Here is an 18,582-nt window from a genome sequence, read left to right as displayed (position 1 = left end):
GGATTTGTCGACAGTCTGAAAAGAGACTGTCGTCTCTTTTTTTTGTTGAGAATAATTAATAATAATAAATTTCCAGTGATTTTTATTTATTTCCTGGTGCAGGTTGGTCCACACCTCTTATATGGTGCTTATGCCCATCATTTTCTGTAGTATAAAAATCATAATGATGTACATGCATGCCATTACCTACGGGAATAGCTGGACCGGAATATGCCTTATAATAATGGGTATGGCCATTTTCGAAAACAACATATCCCTCTGTATAATGAATATGGTTTTGATCCTGAGTCTGAATTGGCGGCGAAGTAACATCTAAACACTGATGGACATGACCTGCATCAACAGAAGTATAATCAACCGAACCATGATTATGGTTCGGCACAAACCCCTGAACAAAATCATCTTTACTTACCTTACTCACATCCTCACCTCAGTTAATTTTTTTGGCTAATTTCGTTGTTTTATAGATTTTGTACACGATAGACAAATAGTTGCTCGGTTGCGATTCAGATCTTGCTGCGAATGATTCTGGAGCAATTAACATCTGATTAAACTGGTCGATATTTACTTGACCAGGAAGTTGAGGCTGATTTTTTTGATAAACCTCCTTTGCTGCTTTATTACTAATGATATTTATTTAATAGTAGGAATATGTATTGGACAGGATTTAAAATTTTTATGTAAGTTAAATAAGATTCTCATTACTTTACAAAAGATTAACATGGAATCCATTATTTCTTCGCATTAATAGCATAAAATGTAATTATAGTGATACCTATTCAATAGCTCTTCTTACAAGTACAATTTCTAACTAGGAGGAAGTTGCATGTATAGTTTTCTAAATTTTCTGTTCTTAATGTATATCTCGGTTGCCTTTATAAGAATTTTTTATTTCTCTTTCTTCAAAACAAAATCGAATAAACATTGATAGCTACACCCAATCATTATCCATCTACTAATCCACAAAGTTATCTAATCATTTCATGTCCTTCCCCTATAATTACGCACCTGTGCCTATGTAGACACTCTACATTTCCAACGGACAAATAAACACATAAAATAAGGAAACCCTTTTGGGTCTCCCACAATGGAAATAAACTAGGTTTGTTCTAATCTAAACTAATTGGAACATATCCTCAAATACTTCGTTCCAATTTTTTGTTTTAGCAAGTGACTTACGTCTAAGGATATAGTTTTCGTGATTTTTGATGCTTTCTAAATGTTCACATGCACTGATAAATTGGCTAGAATCATTTGTATCTAAAAGAGCATATACAGACTGCTCAGCATATTTTTTAGTAGATGGCAAATGCATGCCAATTACGGACTTCCCCGCTGCAAGAAATTCAAATAACTTTAATGGAAAGACCGCTTGGTTATACTGAGATGACTTGTAGGGCATAATTCCAATATCTATTAAGTTCATATATTTTGGAACCTCGGAAGGAGCAACACTTCCAGTCCATAAAACATTCCTCTCAGTTAATAAATTTTTAAATTTAGGATGATCATTGGTACCATCTGGACCCACAAAAAGAAAAAGCCACTCACGCTTTTTTTGGGCTACTTCCTGGATCAAATCAAAATCCAGCTTAGGTTTAATTCCCCCGATAAAGCCTAAAACCGTTCCGTCAAAATGATCAGGTAGAATATGATCCATTTGTGTAGAATAGTTTGCAAACCTATCAAATTCCACCCCATTTTCAAAGGTAAACACCTTTTCTTCAGCACCTAACTTTTCTATGATTCTTGTACGTAAATATTCAGAGGTACAAAAAATCACATCTGCCCTTTTAATAATCCGCTCTTCTGCACTTGATATGATATTTTTTCTAAAATTGGCTAGGATAGAGTTTTTCCCATTGATAGGAGAGGTCCATAAATCACTGCAATCATAAACCACTTTATTCCAAGAAAAAAGGTTAGAAAGTGTTGGGAATCCAGGAAAGGTATACCATAAATTAACAGTATACCTTTCCTTAGCTTTTTTTAAATATAATAGTAATGGCTGCAATTTAATTTTATGAAATGAATCGATATAGCGGCCAAACCGAAACACTTTTTGTGGAAACAAATCTTGGATGGTCCATTGATCTATTCCATTAGACAATCTTTTATTGTGCTTTTCTTTTTGGTTTGGTGTTGGACATAACCAGATTACTTCCTTTGTTTCAGGATGATTTTGCAAATATTCTGCAAGCCGATGTCTACGATACCGAAGTTGATCTTGTTCCCACTCACCTGTTGCCACAATGATATGTATGCTCTTCATTTGTCCCATCCCTCTCTAGATCCTTTTAACAACCGCATGCAAGGCATAATGAGAAAAACACCAAAATGCTTTTATAAGGTTTAACTTTTCTACCTTGCGATACACAAACCAATTCATTTTTGCAGCTTTCCACTTGTTTCTCGAAATGGAAGGATTTCCTATCCGGTACTCGGCCAAATTTTCATTTAACCCGTAAGCAATTATGCCCTTTTTTAAAATGGCCAGCCAAGTGGCTAAATCCTGTCGTGTTCGTATGTTAGGCATTTGAATTTGACCGACAATGCTTCGGTCGATCATGACTGTCAAACATCCTATTATAGTATTCTTTAACATATCATTGTACGAAACCTGCTTGGGAGCTCCTATCCGTTTGTTCAATTGTACTCCTTCATTTGATACAAATTCGTAGCCTGTAAACGTAAAAGCATAATCGTTTGTTTGCATAAAATTAAGCTGTTTTTCCAATTTTTCTGGTTTCCAGCAATCATCACTATCAAGAAATGCCACAAATCTGCCCTTTGCATGCTGCAAAGCAATGTTTCTTGCAACAGCAGCCCCACCATTCTGATTTAAATAAATAACATGTATTCTTTCATCTATTTTTTCATAGAATTTTAATTTATCTGGTGTATCGTCAGTAGAACAATCATCTACAATAACCATTTCCCAGTTTTGAAAGGTTTGCTTTCTAACTGAATCAATTGTATGTTCTATAAACAAACTGGCATTATATGAAGGTGTTATAATTGAGATCTGTGGCTGCTGTGGACCCATAAAAAAACCTCCTATTAATTTGACCGTTCCCGGAAAATTACGGGGAAAACTATCCATAAAAAGCCTAGTGTTACGCCCAATAACACCCCTAAAACCATTCTCTCTTTTGAGTTGAAGGCTCTATTTTCAGTATTTATTGCATTTTCATCTGCTTTTTTTATTAATTTGGCGTGTTTAATTTCATATAGAGCTGTATTTAGTTCATATAAGAAACGTTGCTGATCTACTTTTGCATCTGGACCTACTTTTTCATTGTTTAATGATTCAATAGATTCCTGAATGATTTTCTGTTTTTGTTGGAACCTATCTTTGTCCATGGCCATAAAGGCGCTTATGATCTCGTTAAGAACCTTAGCAGTGCTTTCTTTCGAATGATCGGAATAAGAAAGTGTTATCATGTTATCCGTTCCTGCTGTTACATTTAATTTCGTACTTATTTCGTCATACTTTTCTTCCCCTAGATCCGCCAAATGTTCTTCATAAAATGGGGCGTGGGTTAACAACAAAATGACACGTTTAGGATTATTAAAATCTGGGTCATTGTAGTTTCCAAGGGTAAGGGACGCTTCTGCTGTATAACTTGATTCCTCTTTTCCTACCGGCAGCAGCCACCCCATCACACCAAGCAAAATGGTTGTTGCTAATATTATTAGGATGTATTTGTTCATTCTTTCTTTTAAAGCTTGAATCATTTGTCCCATTTGAACCTTGCTCCTTAGTAGGAATTTTCCACATTGAGTTGATTTTTCTTGCCTGTCAATACCGAAACAATAGAAATAACTAATCCAAGAAATACCCAATGAAAATATAAGTTACTAACGGAACTTGGACTGATACTTGAAACAAGGAATCCAATAGAGCCCATCATACACGCTTCAAGTAACCCTTTATGGTTCCGATTGGTACATTCTTTATAAAATTTATAGAGACTTACAAAAAGATAGGCATACATGGTTACATAACCAAGCAAAATTATTACTCCAAAATTACCCATAATTTCGGCCAGCCAATTATGCACTTCCACCACATGATTTGTTGCATAGATGGACTCGTTTTTTAAATAGAATGGGATATTGCCAGCACCAACCCCAAATCCAAAGGTTTCTAATGAAAAGTGAAGGGTATTTCTCAGTAAATTTAATCTCGCTACATTAGATGGAAGCAGTTCATTACTTGGGTAAAAGGTTGCAGCGCTTAACAAACGCTCAAACATATGGATAAACGTGCCGAAAAATACGATTACACAAAATAGGAAAACTGTTGAACCGATAATGGCTGCCACTTTCTTTAAAAATCTCGGAAGAAGGATAAACATATAAACGATTAAGCCGATCATGACTCCAAGCAAACTAGCGCGTGATTCCGTCAAATAGATCATATACACGCATAAAATTGAAAGTATAAAACTTGTGGTTTTCAAAAATACTAGTTTACTATTTTTTGTTAAAGATAGATAAAAAAAGAAGGATATGGTAAGAAACGTGGCAAAATCATTTTGATTAAAGAAAACAGATGTTGGATATGACAGCTTATACTCAGAGCCTCCGTATAAAGTTGATGTAGGCAGCTGGATGTGTGCAAAATGATTTATTAATCCAATCACCAATAAAATGGCTGTCATAAACATCCAAATACCATAAAACAGAACCAAATTGATCATTTTCCTAAAAGTAAAAACTGCCAGAAAAACAAACGATATTCCCATACCCAAAAGAATTAAAGACTTAATGCCTTCTATTATGGACTTTGCCCATAGTAGTGAAACCGCTCCATAGGCCATCCAAAACAATAGAAAAAAGAGAACACCTTTTACATGTACCTCATTCCAATATTGCGGAAGATTCTTTTCCTTCATAGCTTGAAAGATAAAGAGAATAACCGCAGCTATCAGGAACAAGCGATACAAAAATAAACTAAAAAATCCAATATGAATGTTTAAAACCGATTGATTCAGAAAAGTTGTCATGACAAATAAGTACATAACGTAAGCTGATACATCTGTTGCCTGTTTAACTAGTGGATTACTTTGCATCAAACTTCCTTCTCCTTTTTCACATCAACTATTTACTAGCTGCAATTGATAAGCTTTGTTTGAGTACTGGAGAGTCTCTTGTAATCCTTCGAATAGTGTCATAGAGGGCTCCCAATTCAATATTGTTTTTGTTTCTTCATTGGCAAGAATACTATGACGTATATCGCCTGAACGCTCCTGTTTATAGATTGGAGATAAATTCGAACCAGTAGCTTCTTTCATCGTTTCAAACAATTCATTGATGGAAATGCATGATCCTGATGACACATGGACATTAATATTTTCCTTTGCATTAAGCGCCTTTACATTTGCAGATGCCACATCTCTAACAAAAATAAAATCCCTCGTTTGCTCTCCATCTCCATATATAACGGGAGCTCTATTCTCAGTAAGTTGATTTGAAAAAATAGCTACAACTCCACCTTCACCCTTTGAGTCTTGTCTTGGACCATATACATTGCTGTAGCGCAAAATACTATATGGCAGTTGATACAGTTTACTAGACATTTTCAAATAATTTTCAACTGATAACTTTGTAAGACCATATGGTGATTCAGGCTGCGTTGGGTGAGCGATGGTCAGAGGCAATGCCACAGGATTTCCATATACAGCTGCGGATGAAGCAAAAACAACTCTTTTCACCTTCGATTTAATCGCAGCTTTAATAATGTGAAGAGATCCCCTAATATTTACTTTTTCATCAAATAGAATGTCCCTGACAGACTCTGCCACACTTACTTGGGCGGCTTGATGGATAATATAATCTGGACAAAGGGAAACAATTAATTCAATTACACTTGGATCGGTAATGTCGTAATTAATGACTTCAATAGGTAAGTGCTCGATGTTTTCTCGTCGACCAGTTGTAAAATTATCAATAACCGAAACTTTGAAATCCTTTCGAAGCAATTCCTCTACTATATGGGAGCCAATAAACCCTGCGCCTCCTGTGACAATCACTTTACTCATCAAAAACCCTCCTATATTACCTTTGATATGACTGATTCCGATTGGATGGCTGGTCTCCCAATCGAAAGGTACGTAAATCCAAGACCTTTCATCATCTCTAAATCAAAAAGATTCCGGCCATCAACAATCAGAGGCTGCTTCATTAATTGTTTGACTAATGGTAAATCCAATTTTTTTACGTCCTTCCAGTCTGTCAAGATCATACATGCATCTGAATCATTGATAGTTTCATATATATCCTCTGAATAGGTGCACTGGTAACCGATCTGTTTTTTTGCTTCTACAATCGCGATGGGATCATATGCCTTAACGATCGCACCCTGCTCTGTTAAGTAGGGAATAATATCCATTGCTGGAGAAGACCTAATATCATCTGTATCTGGCTTAAACGCTAATCCAAGAACACTTATTGTTTTCCCTTTCAAAGAACCTAATTTAAGTAACAATTTATTCACTAATTGCACCCTTTGCCCTTCGTTTGTTTCAATAACAGCTTTGATTAATTTAAAATCGTACCCACAATCCTCGGCAATATGCAGAAGCGCAGCAGTATCTTTTGGGAAACAGGAACCGCCAAATCCAACGCCTGCCTGTAAAAATTTATTACCAATCCGGCTATCTAAGCCAATTCCAGTGGATACTTTTGTTACGTCAGCACCAACACGTTCACAAATATTGGCTATATCATTAATAAATGAAATCTTAGTAGCCAAAAAAGCATTGGCAGCATATTTAATTATTTCCGCCGTTTCTAAAGAGGCTTTCACAATATTTGCTGTAAACGGTTGATGTATTTCTGAAATAATTTGAAAAGCTTTTTCGCTTGTGGCCCCAATTACTGCACGCTCCATATTCATCGTATCCTGAATAGCTGTCCCTTCTCTTAAAAATTCAGGATTTGAAACAACATCAAAAGGTTGTTTTTCTTTGTTGAATTCATGAATAATAGTTTCAATTAATTTGCCAGTTCCAACGGGTACCGTACTTTTTGTGACAATCACTTTGTAATTATTTAAATTTTCACCAATGGATTTAGCGACTTGTTTTACATAGGTTAAGTCCGCTTTGCCTGATGATGTCATTGGGGTACCAACTGCAATAAAAATTACTTCAGCATCTCGAATCTCTTGACTTATATTAGCGCTAAAATTTAGCGTTCCCTTCCGTACATTTTTGTGGACCAGCTCTTTTAAACCAGGCTCATAAATAGGCATGATCCCCCGTATGAGGTCGTTTATTTTCAGTTGATCAATATCACAGCAAGTAACTTGGTTTCCTGAATCAGCAAAACATGTGCCTGATACCAGACCAACATATCCGGTTCCAATGACAGCAATTTTTTTCATCATTATCAATCCTCCTGATGATTTTTACTTGCAGAAAAGACTATTCAGTTAAATAAATAGATTCTATCGTCCGTGTATAGACATCATTTAGCAATGCTCCATTGTGATCGGCATGATAGTTTTTTTGGATATGTTCATACAGTTCATGCTGAACCTGCGTGGGATAAAGATTTCGGTTTAAGATACCGTTTATCCGATTTACTAGGCTTGATACCGACTTACTTTCTATTAAAAGCTGACGATGCTCCCCAAATAACTCCGGCACACTTCCTACTGCGGTACAAATCACAGGTACCTTTAGGGCTAGTGCCTCAATTACAACGGTTGGCATCCCTTCTGTATAAGACGGGAGGGCAAACACATCACTAGCAAACAAATAATCTTTTACACTTTCATTTTCAACTTGACCCGTTAAAAACAGCCTTCTATTGAAATCGGAATGCTGCTGTAATTTATCTTTCGCTGGTCCATCTCCAACAAACAAAATGGCTACATCATTAGAAAGCCAATGAAGTGAATGAGCGAGTTCAAAAACTCCTTTAGCTTGTGTTAATCTTCCTACAAAAACAACAATCTTCTTTTCCTCAGGGAGTTGAAGACGTCTTCTTATTTCCCTTTTGGTTTCCTCGGGAGGTTTAAATTGTGATAGATCAACCCCTATGGGGAGTACCATACTATCTCTGCCTGCTAACTCCTTTGTTCTAATTTTTAGGCTTTCCCCCACTGCCAATACCTGATTTGCCGCCTGTACAGTTTGTTCGAATGCTTTTTTTGCACTTGCGCTATAATTGGGATAAATATTTACATCACTGCCATGTAAGGTTAAAATCCACGGCAGCTTTTTTTGTTCAGCAACAATTCTCGCTGCCCCTCCTGACGGCATGGCAAAATGTGCGTGCATTAAATCGGGCTCTATCTCGTAATCAGACATTGTTTTTAATATGCAAGCAGCCATCCGTTTATCCGGCTGGGCCCATCTTAGTTGGCCCGGCAGTGCTAAATATGGCGGACGGTAGACCGTCACTCCTTTTCTGAGATACACAAATGGAATCTCCTTATAAGCACGATATTGCTTTTTTACATATCTGATCAAAAAGGGATTACGGGGCACAGGACAAATCACTGTAACCTCTACGCCTAACCGGATCAGTGCTTGAACCTGAGTTTCATGAAAAACACCAAGACCTGGTTTTTCGACACTGGGATAAGCACTTGTTATCCATAAAATCTTCATTATGTTTTCCCTCTAATCTGTTTTTTTAATATCCTCAAGAAAAAATGGGGATACATCTTATATAAAAGCAAAATATACGTGACCGCACTTATGCCTACCGAAAAAATAAGTGGCCAAATACTTGTTTGTGGAAAATAAATGGCGGAAATTTCCTTCATACAAAATGCGATCACTGTTATGATCATAGATAGTTGGAATGGAACAGAAATGGTTTGCAGGTATTGCCTAAAACGTAGCTGAATTAACCAGTTTAATAACCATCTTCCAACTAAGAAGTTCACCAGGCTAACACCTGCATATGTCCAAGCTACAACTTCCAATTTATTCGTCATGACGGCTAACCATAAAGAGGCACCATAGAGAATGAGGACGCCGGCATCCCAATAAAAAGCAATATTAGCTTTTCCTTTTGCTAAAATAACTGATCCATTTGGATTCATTAAAACTCTTAGAATGCCTACGACTGCCATGATTTGCACAACTGGAACGGCGTCCAGCCACTTCTGTCCAAAAATAGTTAAGATAAACACATTAGACACGGCCGTGAGACCCATCAAGATGGGAAAGGAAACTAGACTTAATAGCTTTGTCATGTGTAAGAATCCATCTGTTAATAAAACTTGATTCTGGTGACTTTTCGAAAAAACCGGAAAAGCCACTCTAGTAATAATCGGATTAATCTTTAAGACCGGAATTGTCACGATTTGATAGGCAAGATTGTAAATACCCAGTGCCTCCGCGCCCATAAATCGGCCGATTAATATCACATCAAGGTTGGAGCCAATTCGATTGACTAACCGTGAAGCTAATTGGTATGCCCCAAACGATATGTATTCCTTGCATTCCGACAAATTAAATACGAGTGAAGGCCGCCATTTCTTTTGATAACACATAAAATAAAGAATGCCTTTTAATGAATTCAGAACGACTTGCGAAATGACAAAGGCATAAATTGGACTAATTGAAAGTATGAGAATCACCAATGTTAAAAAGGAGAAAACATTAGTCCCTACTTCAATGGCACCCAGCAAATTAAAACGTAATTCTTTTTGTAACAAATATTGGCATTGCTGCCCGACCGGAGCGATTAAAAACATCACAGCCAATATTCGAATAAGTTCGACTAATTCACTCCGCTGAAAGTATGTCGCAATCAGAGGGCTAAAGAGGAATAAAAGTACAAACAACCCGATTCCTACTACTACATTTAGCCAAAACAGTGATGACAACACACGGGCCGAAACCCCTTCTTTTTGAATTACGGCTGTACCAAAACCAAGATCCAGCAATATCTGAGCAAACACTACAATTGTGGTAATCATTCCTACTAGCCCAAATTCGGATATACTCATCATTTTGCCAAGTAATGCAAATTGGATAATTTGAAGGGCTGTAATTATAAGTGTTGAAATTCCAGTCCACTTTACTCCTTTATGTAGTTGGTTTCTGATGACTGACATATGCTTTCCGCCTTTATTAACGTGCTCCCTCTCCTGTCAAAATTACTTTAAACGTCTTCAATATAATTTTAACTTCAAGTGAGAATGTTAAATTTTGTATGTATTCTAGGTCATATTTAAGTTTTTCTCTTGGAGAAATATCATATCCCCCACTAACCTGAGCTAGACCTGTAAGGCCTGGTTTAACAAGTAGCCGATTTTCGAATCCCTTTATCTCTTTATTAAATTTTGCTGTAAAGAATGGTCTTTCCGGTCTTGGTCCTACAATTGACATGTCTCCTTTTAAAACAGAGACCAATTGAGGAAGCTCGTCAATACGAGTCTTTCGGATTAATGCTCCCACTTTTGTGATACGAGGGTCATTTACCTCTGCCCACTTTGCACCTTCTTTTTCTGCATCCATTCTCATGGATCGTAACTTCACCATCTTGAATCGTTTTCCATTCTTACCAATCCTCTCCTGAACATAAAATGGAGACCCTGGTGTTTCAATGACAATGAGGATAGTAAATAAAACAACAACTGGCAGTCCAATAAATAACCCAACGGTTGCAAGAAAAATATCATACACTCTTTTTAAATAGAGGTAATGTTCCACATTCTTTGATAATGTGAGATTAGAGGCTGGGACCGTCAAATAATCTTGGTAGATATTGTAGCTTTTTTCAGTACTCACAAATGTACCACCCCATAAGATTTATTAATAAAGTGTTTTGCTAATCCATACGTAAAGTATAGGTACAAAACTTGAAGTTGCTGTTGAGTACTGGTGAAGAGTTTGTAAAATATTTAGAATATTTATTAAGTTTCTAAATACTTTGTAAAGATTTTTACAAAATATAGGCAGATATACCGATATAATGAAAAAAACTGACACAATAAGGATTTGGACTTTTCCTTTTTGTGTCAGTTTCTTAGATTCTTATAGGGTTACAAAAAAACTCCCTCTTATCTAGACAAGAGGGAGTTAGTTTAAGCTATCGATTCTTGCTTGGCAATTTTTAAAATTTCTAATGATTTAATATGGTAACCATCGATTTCAAGCACTTTAAATTCATAATCATCATATCTAACTTTATCGCCTTCGACGACATCCATTTTTTCTGATAAGATCCATCCACCGATTGTATCCATATCTGAATCGTCAAGGTCTAAACCGAATAAATCATTAATTTCATCAATTAGGACTTTACCCTCAACGATGGTTTTATTTTCACTAATTTTATTAATTTCAGGTACTTCATCCGCATCAAACTCATCACGGATTTCACCAACAATTTCTTCTAAAATATCTTCGACAGTGACTAATCCTGCTGTACCGCCATATTCATCCATTAAGATGGCCATATGAACACGGTCTTTTTGCATTTTCAGGAGTAAATCATGGATTGGGATCGATTCAATAACCTGGATAACTGGGCGAACATACTCTTGAATAGATGTTTCAACATTCTTGCCTTTAATATATTCGGTAAAAACCTCTTTCATATTTACCATACCAACTATGTTATCCTTCTCACCATCGATGACCGGATACCTTGTATAATTTTCTTCCGTCACGATTTGAAGACATTCATTTAAAGATTGTGAGATATCAAAAGCAATAATTTCAGTGCGTGGTACCATAATTTCATTGGCGTTTCGATCATCAAATTCGAAAATATTGTTCACATATTTATATTCAGATTGATTAATCTCCCCGCTCTTATAGCTTTCGGAAATGATTAATTGAAGTTCTTCCTCTGAGTGTGCTACTTCATGTTCTGATGCAGGTTTCAGTCCAAAAATTCCGACGATGAAACGAGCAGAACCATTTAGTGCTTTAATAAATGGATACATTATTTTATAAAAGAGAATCATCGGTCTTGCAAAAATCAAAGTGACCTCTTCCGCTTTTTGTATGGCAAAGGTCTTTGGTGCAAGCTCCCCAACAACTACGTGAATAAAAGTTACTGATGCAAACGCTAGTATAAATGAAGTAATACCTGAGATAGATTCTGGCATGTTAAAGTAACTTAACAGCGGATGAAGGATAAGTTCCACCGTTGGTTCTCCTAACCACCCAAGTCCTAAAGCTGTAACGGTAATTCCTAATTGACATGCAGATAAATATTCATCAAGATTAGTAACAATCGTTTTTGCCGCGATCGCGTTCTTGTTCCCTTCGCTAACGAGCTGATCAATACGTGTACCGCGGATTTTAACAATAGCAAATTCATAAGCTACAAAAAATGCTGTAAAAGCAATTAAAATTGCTATTATTAGTAGATTACTAATTATCAATGGTCTCCTTACTTAAAAGATAAGTAAGGAATACACCTCCTGTTTTTTTACGAGTTTATTTATTTTCTATCAAAATAATAAATTAATACTTAGCTAAACAATAATAATAATGTTTGAGCCAATGTAATGCCTTCTGATGATAATTTATTAACAAGTGATTCTTTTTGCTGGTTGTTTAATTTTTGAAGAATAGGTTCCATGACATTTATTTCTTCTTTCAGATGCTGCATAATACTGGCAATCTGTTCAACATGTTTTTCTACTTTTTGTTTATCAATTGTATTGTCTGACTTAATCAATTCAATGGAAGACTTTATTTCCTCAAGGGGCATATTCAAATTTTTATAATGTTCAACCATAGTTAAAATTTGAAGACACTCCTCACTGTACAATCGATAATTAGAATCCGTCCGAATAGGGTTTAGTAAGCCTATTTGGGTGTAATAATCAATTGTCCGTTTGGAAATATTCTTTAATTTTGCTATTTCACCAATTCGATACAACTCCCCAAATTACTCACCCCTTCCCATGTAAATGTTAAATTAAATATACCATAGACCAAACCGTACAGTCAACGTTCCGGTTTGATCTATGGTTATCAGCGTGTTAATATGACTGGTCCGTTTTTAGTTACGATAAGTGTATGTTCGTACTGAGCGACAAAGCTTTTTTCTGTAACAAAGGTCCAGCCGTCCTCTAGTTGAAACACTTCTTCATCATGGGTTGAAATAAATGGTTCAAATGCAATAACCATTCCTTCTCTAAGCAATCCATTATCAGAGGTTTCATTATAATTATAAATATATTCAGGTTTTTCATGGATTGTTCGTCCAATACCGTGTCCTGTAAGATTTTTAATCACGGTTAATCCATGATTTCTAGCCGTTTGAAAAACGACTTTACCCATCCCGTTTATTTTGGAGCCTGGTTTTGCTTTTTTAAGACCAGCTTCAAATGCCTCTTTTGCGACGTCGCAAATTTTCGATAAAATTTCCTCACCTTTTCCGACGACAATCGAGACGCCTGTGTCTGCAAAATAACCGTTCTTGGAACCAGAAACATCTATATTAACAAGATCTCCTTCTTGAATCACTCGATCACTCGGAATTCCATGAGCCACTTCTTCGTTGACACTAATACACGTAAACCCGGGAAAATCGTACTCCCCCTTTGGAGCAGAAATGGCGCCCTCCTTCTCAAATAACTGACCAGCTATATCATCGAGCTCCTTAGTAGTTACCCCAGGTACCGCTCGTTGCACTAATTCATCGCGAATCCCAGCAACGATTCTGCCAATTTCTTTCAATCCATTAAAATCCTCTTCCGTCTTTGCAATCATGCTTTTTCCCACCTATGTTATTTTATCTTAATAAACGTTCACCTATTAGATTGTACATTTATCCCCGGATAAAATCCAAGCATAACCTTTTGAAGTGGAGATATTGACAAAAAATACAGAGTAGTTAACAAGGCTACTCTGTATTTTTTATGGATCATAATAATTTTACTTTTTTGATAAAATTTATTTCATTTTGAAATTTTTCAAAAATTTCTTTATAGGTGGCATTAATTAAAAGTGGAAAGAGGTTTTCTAGTGCTTCTTGGTAATCTTGACCTAACGCTTCTCGGAGAAAAACATATTCATGAAAGAGCAGTGCTTTTTCAAAATCAATACCTAATTCATGTAAGCCTTTATACAAGTCCTTCTTAGGTATAAGTAAGATCTTCTTAAATATTTTAATATTTTTTCCAATGAATTTCTCTTCTATATACCGTGTAACATAGTCTGTATACACCATCTGACCAATAGTATTTGTTTCATTTTTGGAGTAGTTGAATCCAATCACACGATCTTCCTTATTTTCACGAATAATAAACGTTTTACTACCTCGTAAATGTGTAATAAAATTTTTGACGCTTTTATCAAAAATTTTATCAAATTGAATAATTTTTTGCAGTTTAACGGCAAAATCAGTATGTTCTTCACCCACAACAAATAACCGGTCAACAATCGGTAAAAGCTTTAAGACACCTTCGGAAAGTTGACTTGATGCATCATAAATAATGATATCGTACTCGTTTTTCATCAACTTCACTTTTCGTTTTTGTTCGATTAAAGTCAATTTAGAAAATTCATGAATGAGCTCATTTGAAGTCTCCTCTTTTTCTAAAGTCCCGTAAGAAATGAATGCAGCAGAAATATTTGTATTTAATTTAATCCAATTATAAATGGATAAAGACAATTCCGTTACACCTGATTTTGCTTTTGGAGAGTAAAAGCCAACTAAATACATGTCCCTCACATGCCTTTTATTTAAATAATATGCAAGAAGAAAACAAGTGTTAAAGACAAGCGACTACTATACAATTAATAACGTAGCAAAAATATTCTTGTGATAAAATATATATATTCTAAAAAACGCTTGATTATATTCCCAAAAGACAGAGGTATCCCAATGAAGAACATGAATAACAAAGAAATACACACATGGCTCGATAGCAAACAACTTCCATTGTTAGAAAAACTCAAATCTTTAGATGAAGTATTTTGGGTGAATCCTAACCTTGAAAATTCTCAACAAGGGCTCGAAAAATCTCCGCTGACTGTAGAGGATATTAAAGATGCGGAAGAAAGATTGAATCGTTTTGCTCCTTATCTCACTAAGGTTTTCCCTGAAACAAAAGCAGCCAATGGGATCATTGAATCTCCATTAGTGAGCATACCATCTATGCAGCAAAAATTAGCCCAGGATTATGGACAGCCTATCTTAGGTGATTTATTACTAAAGTGTGATAGTCACCTTCCAATCTCAGGGTCAATCAAGGCCCGAGGCGGTATTTATGAAATACTCAAACATGCAGAAGATTTGGCTCTAACACATCAATTGCTTACCATCCAAGATAATTATTCGATTCTAGCAAGTGAAAAATTCCGATCCTTCTTTTCCCTTTATTCTATTGCCGTCGGTTCTACTGGAAATTTAGGTCTAAGTATTGGTATCATAAGTGCTAAATTAGGGTTTAAGGTAACAGTTCATATGTCCGCGGACGCAAAACAATGGAAAAAGGACTTGCTTCGCAGCAAAAATGTGCAGGTAATTGAATATGAAGCCGATTACAGCAAAGCTGTCGAGCAAGGACGAATCCAAGCAAAAGCAGATCCTAGTTGTTATTTCGTGGATGATGAAAATTCAAGTGATTTATTTTTAGGATACGCCGTGGCCGCCTCCCGGTTGAAAAAGCAGTTAGAACAGTTAGAAATCACAGTTGATGAAAACCACCCTTTATTCGTTTACCTGCCATGTGGGGTTGGCGGTGGTCCAGGAGGCGTAGCATTTGGATTGAAGCAATTGTTTAAAGATAACGTCCACTGTTTCTTTGCTGAACCCACCCATTCTCCTTGTATGTTACTCGGATTATTGACGGGATTACATGATCAAATTTCTGTTCAGGATATCGGAATTGACAATGTCACCGATGCAGATGGACTTGCTGTCGGTAAACCCTCGGGATTTGTCGGCAAAATTATTGACCCTTTCTTAAGTGGAAGTTATACAATAAGCGACGAACAATTATACAAATTGCTCAAGGATCTTGTCGATACTGAAGAAATTCATTTAGAGCCTTCTGCACTCGCAGGGATGATTGGACCGGTTTTCTTATGTAGAGAGGGAAATGATTACTTACGGAACCATAATTTATTGGATAAAATGAGCGATGCTGCACATATCGTTTGGGCAACTGGCGGAAGCATGGTTCCTGCAGAAATGATGGCAGAATATTATCAAAAAGGATCAAAATAATTGAGAAAAACATTATTTATTTCAATGATGATTTCTATTGTTATATTTATTCTTTTTTCACCTGTTTTTATTCGACTAGTTTCATATTTACACCCAATCGTTTTAATAGTGGTCCTGTTCTGTATTGTTTGGTTGGTCTTATGGTTGGTTTTATTTATCCGGAAAGAAACGATCAATCTTCCCTACCCACTCTTTTTGGGAGGGTTAACTCTCTACACGGTTGCACTTGTGATTTTGTTATTTTTCCGCCCAAACGAGCAAAGCTATCACTCAATGAATCTTGTCCCCTTTTCCACAGTTGCATTTTATTTGTCAGGAAAAGTGAACTGGTTAATTTCCTTTTATAATCTGGCTGCTAATATTGGTTTGTTCCTTCCCTACGGCCTATGCCTTAGGTTTAAACAGTTTTCTCAATGGAAGGCATTATTTATTGCTTCATTGATGATTGCATGCATTGAGGTTTTGCAATTTGTTTCCCATCGTGGGAGCTTGGACATAGACGATTTGATTTTAAATTTACTTGGAATTTATCTAGGCTGCGTTCTCTTTCCTTTGGTTAAACAAGTGGTGAATATCACGAATACTAAAGGACCCATCGATAGATGAGTCCTTTAGTATCATTTATTATTAAGCTGCAAATACGAGTAATAGCCATAAATATAAGCTGATTAGGGTGAAAATTAGCGTGACGGGGATGACAACTATGGTCACTTTTATATATTGCATCCAAGTTATTTTAATCTTATTAGTCTTTAAAATATGCATCCAAAGCAGTGTTGCAAGAGTTCCGATTGGGAGGATCAGCGACCCAATATCACTGCCAATGATGTTTGATAAGTAAACGGTTTTCGTTAATAAGGGATCTAGTCCCATTTCCGTCAAGGCTAAGGTTGATATCATTAAGGCTGGATGGTTGTTAAAGATATTTGAAAGAAAAGCTGTTATGACCCCCATGGTTAAACTAGCATGCAGCAAACTATCTTTAACAATCGGTTTTAAATAGCTTAGTAAAAGATTCGATAATCCAATATTGTGTAAACCATAGATGATGACATACATACTAAAGGCGAATATTAAGATATGCCAAGGAATTTTACCGACCACATCTTTTGGATTTACCTTTAAGTGAATCCATCTCCATATAAGTAAGATAACCGAACCACACACAGCTACCAACGAGACTGAGATGCCAATAAAGGATGCGACGAAAAGACTAATCCGTACAAGGAATACAAAGACGAGCATATTGATCATGAGTTTCTTTTGTTGATTGAATAAAGTTTCAGAGCCTTGTTGTAATGGATGATATGGACGGTTTTTATGCAGTGGAATGGAGTAGGAATGGAAGCGGATTTCTTTCGGAATATCTTTCTTAAAAACTAGGAATAGTAGATAGGATAAAAATAGTAATCCCAGAACCCCAGGAACAAACATCATTTCCGTTTGGAGATACAAATCCATTCCTATTATTTTCAAGGCTATTAAATTAACGATGTTACTAACACCTATTGGAGCACTTGAAGCAGTCGCAATTAACGCACCACTTAAGAGAAACGGTATCTTTTGCCTGTTTTTTAATTTTAAATTATTTAAAATTAAGATCAGAATTGGTGTAGTAATTAAGATACTTCCATCGTTATTAAAAAATAGTGTCATTAAAAAGCAGAGTATTAAGGTATTCCAAAATAAGCGAATTCCTGACCCTTTTGATATTTTTAACATTAAAGCAGCGGTCCAACTAAAGAATCCAAAGCTTTCAAGTACGATAGCCATAACGATTGTGGCTATAATGGTAATTGCTGCCCCTGTAACCTTTGAACTTATGTCAACTAAATCCCCTATCGAAACGCTTCCACTTACAAAAACAATAATGGCGCCTATTGTCGCTGGGATTGCTTCGTTCATATTTTTTGGACGGATAAAGATCAGGACCATTGTTAGAATAAAAGCAAAGATGGTAATGATTACCGTCGATTGATGATACATAAAAATTAATTTACTCCCTTCACATAAGTTTCCTTCATTATTTTCCGTTTATTTCCTTCTTGTCCTTTGCTTTATAGTACGTCCCAAAGTGAAGGCTTGTTCTAAACGAATGTCTCGTCTTTTCATAAATCAGCATGTAACTAGAAGTATTTTCAATAATTCTACTAGATTTTTACCTATATTTTTATATATAGACGAATGACACACATGCATTTTAATAGGTTTATGTAATAAGGAATGAACAAAAAAACCGATACTTTTGAAAGTATCGGTTGCTACTGTTAGTGTTTTTTTCCTTTTGGACCTTTTTTACCATGGCTACCGTGGCTGCCGCTACTACCGCTGCTACCTGAGCTGCCTGAGCTACCTGAGCTTCCTGAGCTACCTGAGCTACCTGAGCTGCCTGAGCTGCCTGAGCTACCT

The 18,582-nt window shown here is 36.1% G+C and carries 18 protein-coding genes; 2 read left to right on the top strand and 16 right to left on the bottom strand.

Going from position 1 to position 18,582, the window contains the following annotated elements; all coding sequences use genetic code 11:
- Nucleotides 1-82 precede the first annotated feature (82 nt).
- From J7E67_RS30430 to J7E67_RS30365, 14 genes are all read right to left on the bottom strand, one after another.
- Nucleotides 83-421, bottom strand: coding sequence for a YmaF family protein (locus J7E67_RS30430; RefSeq protein WP_168244099.1), 339 nt, complete (start codon nt 419-421; stop codon nt 83-85).
- 693 nt (nt 422-1,114) lie between these two features.
- The gene (gene tuaH / locus J7E67_RS30425) at nt 1,115-2,281 is read right to left on the bottom strand and encodes a teichuronic acid biosynthesis protein TuaH (RefSeq protein ID WP_251027106.1); all 1,167 of its coding nucleotides are present in this window, start codon (nt 2,279-2,281) and stop codon (nt 1,115-1,117) included.
- Nucleotides 2,282-2,287: 6 nt separating this feature from the next.
- The gene (gene tuaG / locus J7E67_RS30420; RefSeq protein WP_214718748.1) at nt 2,288-3,046 is read right to left on the bottom strand and encodes a teichuronic acid biosynthesis protein TuaG; all 759 of its coding nucleotides are present in this window, start codon (nt 3,044-3,046) and stop codon (nt 2,288-2,290) included.
- 14 nt (nt 3,047-3,060) lie between these two features.
- Nucleotides 3,061-3,747, bottom strand: a complete 687-nt coding sequence (locus J7E67_RS30415) for a GumC domain-containing protein (RefSeq protein WP_214733432.1) — start codon at nt 3,745-3,747, stop codon at nt 3,061-3,063.
- 14 nt (nt 3,748-3,761) lie between these two features.
- Nucleotides 3,762-5,078, bottom strand: a complete 1,317-nt coding sequence (gene tuaE / locus J7E67_RS30410) for a teichuronic acid biosynthesis protein TuaE (protein WP_251027108.1) — start codon at nt 5,076-5,078, stop codon at nt 3,762-3,764.
- A 24-nt stretch (nt 5,079-5,102) separates the two neighbouring features.
- Complete coding sequence (locus J7E67_RS30405) at nt 5,103-6,047, bottom strand: NAD-dependent epimerase/dehydratase family protein (RefSeq protein WP_214718754.1); 945 nt, start codon at nt 6,045-6,047, stop codon at nt 5,103-5,105.
- A gap of 11 nt (nt 6,048-6,058) precedes the next feature.
- Nucleotides 6,059-7,393, bottom strand: coding sequence for a UDP-glucose 6-dehydrogenase TuaD (gene tuaD / locus J7E67_RS30400; protein WP_214718785.1), 1,335 nt, complete (start codon nt 7,391-7,393; stop codon nt 6,059-6,061).
- Nucleotides 7,394-7,433: 40 nt separating this feature from the next.
- Nucleotides 7,434-8,627 carry a teichuronic acid biosynthesis protein TuaC gene (gene tuaC, locus J7E67_RS30395; RefSeq protein WP_214718757.1) on the bottom strand — a complete coding sequence of 398 codons (1,194 nt, stop codon included), beginning with the start codon at nt 8,625-8,627 and terminating at the stop codon, nt 7,434-7,436.
- Nucleotides 8,627-10,087: a teichuronic acid biosynthesis protein TuaB gene (tuaB, locus tag J7E67_RS30390; protein ID WP_214718758.1), complete on the bottom strand. Its 1,461-nt coding sequence runs from the start codon at nt 10,085-10,087 to the stop codon at nt 8,627-8,629. Before tuaB ends, tuaC begins: the two co-directional genes overlap by 1 nt.
- A gap of 16 nt (nt 10,088-10,103) precedes the next feature.
- Nucleotides 10,104-10,763, bottom strand: coding sequence for a sugar transferase (locus J7E67_RS30385; RefSeq protein ID WP_214718760.1), 660 nt, complete (start codon nt 10,761-10,763; stop codon nt 10,104-10,106).
- Between the two features lie 296 nt (nt 10,764-11,059).
- Nucleotides 11,060-12,370 carry a hemolysin family protein gene (locus J7E67_RS30380; RefSeq protein ID WP_214718762.1) on the bottom strand — a complete coding sequence of 437 codons (1,311 nt, stop codon included), beginning with the start codon at nt 12,368-12,370 and terminating at the stop codon, nt 11,060-11,062.
- 89 nt (nt 12,371-12,459) lie between these two features.
- The gene (locus tag J7E67_RS30375; RefSeq protein WP_214718764.1) at nt 12,460-12,873 is read right to left on the bottom strand and encodes a MerR family transcriptional regulator; all 414 of its coding nucleotides are present in this window, start codon (nt 12,871-12,873) and stop codon (nt 12,460-12,462) included.
- 95 nt (nt 12,874-12,968) lie between these two features.
- Nucleotides 12,969-13,709, bottom strand: a complete 741-nt coding sequence (gene map, locus J7E67_RS30370; RefSeq protein WP_214718766.1) for a type I methionyl aminopeptidase — start codon at nt 13,707-13,709, stop codon at nt 12,969-12,971.
- 154 nt (nt 13,710-13,863) lie between these two features.
- Nucleotides 13,864-14,664, bottom strand: a complete 801-nt coding sequence (locus J7E67_RS30365) for a hypothetical protein (protein ID WP_214718767.1) — start codon at nt 14,662-14,664, stop codon at nt 13,864-13,866.
- A gap of 171 nt (nt 14,665-14,835) precedes the next feature.
- On the opposite strand from J7E67_RS30365, the gene J7E67_RS30360 reads away from it, so the two are divergent.
- The gene (locus J7E67_RS30360) at nt 14,836-16,173 is read left to right on the top strand and encodes a D-serine ammonia-lyase (RefSeq protein ID WP_374103016.1); all 1,338 of its coding nucleotides are present in this window, start codon (nt 14,836-14,838) and stop codon (nt 16,171-16,173) included.
- Nucleotides 16,174-16,779, top strand: a complete 606-nt coding sequence (locus tag J7E67_RS30355) for a VanZ family protein (RefSeq protein WP_214718771.1) — start codon at nt 16,174-16,176, stop codon at nt 16,777-16,779.
- 21 nt (nt 16,780-16,800) lie between these two features.
- On the opposite strand, the gene J7E67_RS30350 is transcribed toward J7E67_RS30355, so the two are convergent.
- Nucleotides 16,801-18,159: an arsenic transporter gene (locus J7E67_RS30350; RefSeq protein WP_214718774.1), complete on the bottom strand. Its 1,359-nt coding sequence runs from the start codon at nt 18,157-18,159 to the stop codon at nt 16,801-16,803.
- A 223-nt stretch (nt 18,160-18,382) separates the two neighbouring features.
- A partial coding sequence (locus tag J7E67_RS30345) for a hypothetical protein (protein WP_214733431.1) occupies nt 18,383-18,582 on the bottom strand: 200 nt, incomplete at its 5' end.

It is taken from the genome of Bacillus sp. ISL-46 (genome assembly GCF_018613205.1).
The sequence above is the reverse complement of the archived record's forward strand: the minus strand, read 5'-3'. Positions and strand labels throughout refer to the sequence as shown.

Bases quoted from the DNA above. Each gene is read 5' to 3' on its own strand.
- tuaH (WP_251027106.1), bottom strand. From the start codon at position 2,281: ATGGGACAAATGAAGAGCATACATATCATTGTGGCAACAGGTGAGTGG.
- tuaG (WP_214718748.1), bottom strand. From the start codon at position 3,046: ATGGGTCCACAGCAGCCACAGATCTCAATTATAACACCTTCATATAAT.
- J7E67_RS30415 (WP_214733432.1), bottom strand. From the start codon at position 3,747: ATGGGACAAATGATTCAAGCTTTAAAAGAAAGAATGAACAAATACATC.
- tuaE (WP_251027108.1), bottom strand. From the start codon at position 5,078: ATGCAAAGTAATCCACTAGTTAAACAGGCAACAGATGTATCAGCTTAC.
- J7E67_RS30405 (WP_214718754.1), bottom strand. From the start codon at position 6,047: ATGAGTAAAGTGATTGTCACAGGAGGCGCAGGGTTTATTGGCTCCCAT.
- tuaD (WP_214718785.1), bottom strand. From the start codon at position 7,393: ATGAAAAAAATTGCTGTCATTGGAACCGGATATGTTGGTCTGGTATCA.
- tuaC (WP_214718757.1), bottom strand. From the start codon at position 8,627: ATGAAGATTTTATGGATAACAAGTGCTTATCCCAGTGTCGAAAAACCA.
- tuaB (WP_214718758.1), bottom strand. From the start codon at position 10,087: ATGTCAGTCATCAGAAACCAACTACATAAAGGAGTAAAGTGGACTGGA.
- map (WP_214718766.1), bottom strand. From the start codon at position 13,709: ATGATTGCAAAGACGGAAGAGGATTTTAATGGATTGAAAGAAATTGGC.
- J7E67_RS30365 (WP_214718767.1), bottom strand. From the start codon at position 14,664: ATGTATTTAGTTGGCTTTTACTCTCCAAAAGCAAAATCAGGTGTAACG.
- J7E67_RS30360 (WP_374103016.1), top strand. From the start codon at position 14,836: ATGAATAACAAAGAAATACACACATGGCTCGATAGCAAACAACTTCCA.
- J7E67_RS30350 (WP_214718774.1), bottom strand. From the start codon at position 18,159: ATGTATCATCAATCGACGGTAATCATTACCATCTTTGCTTTTATTCTA.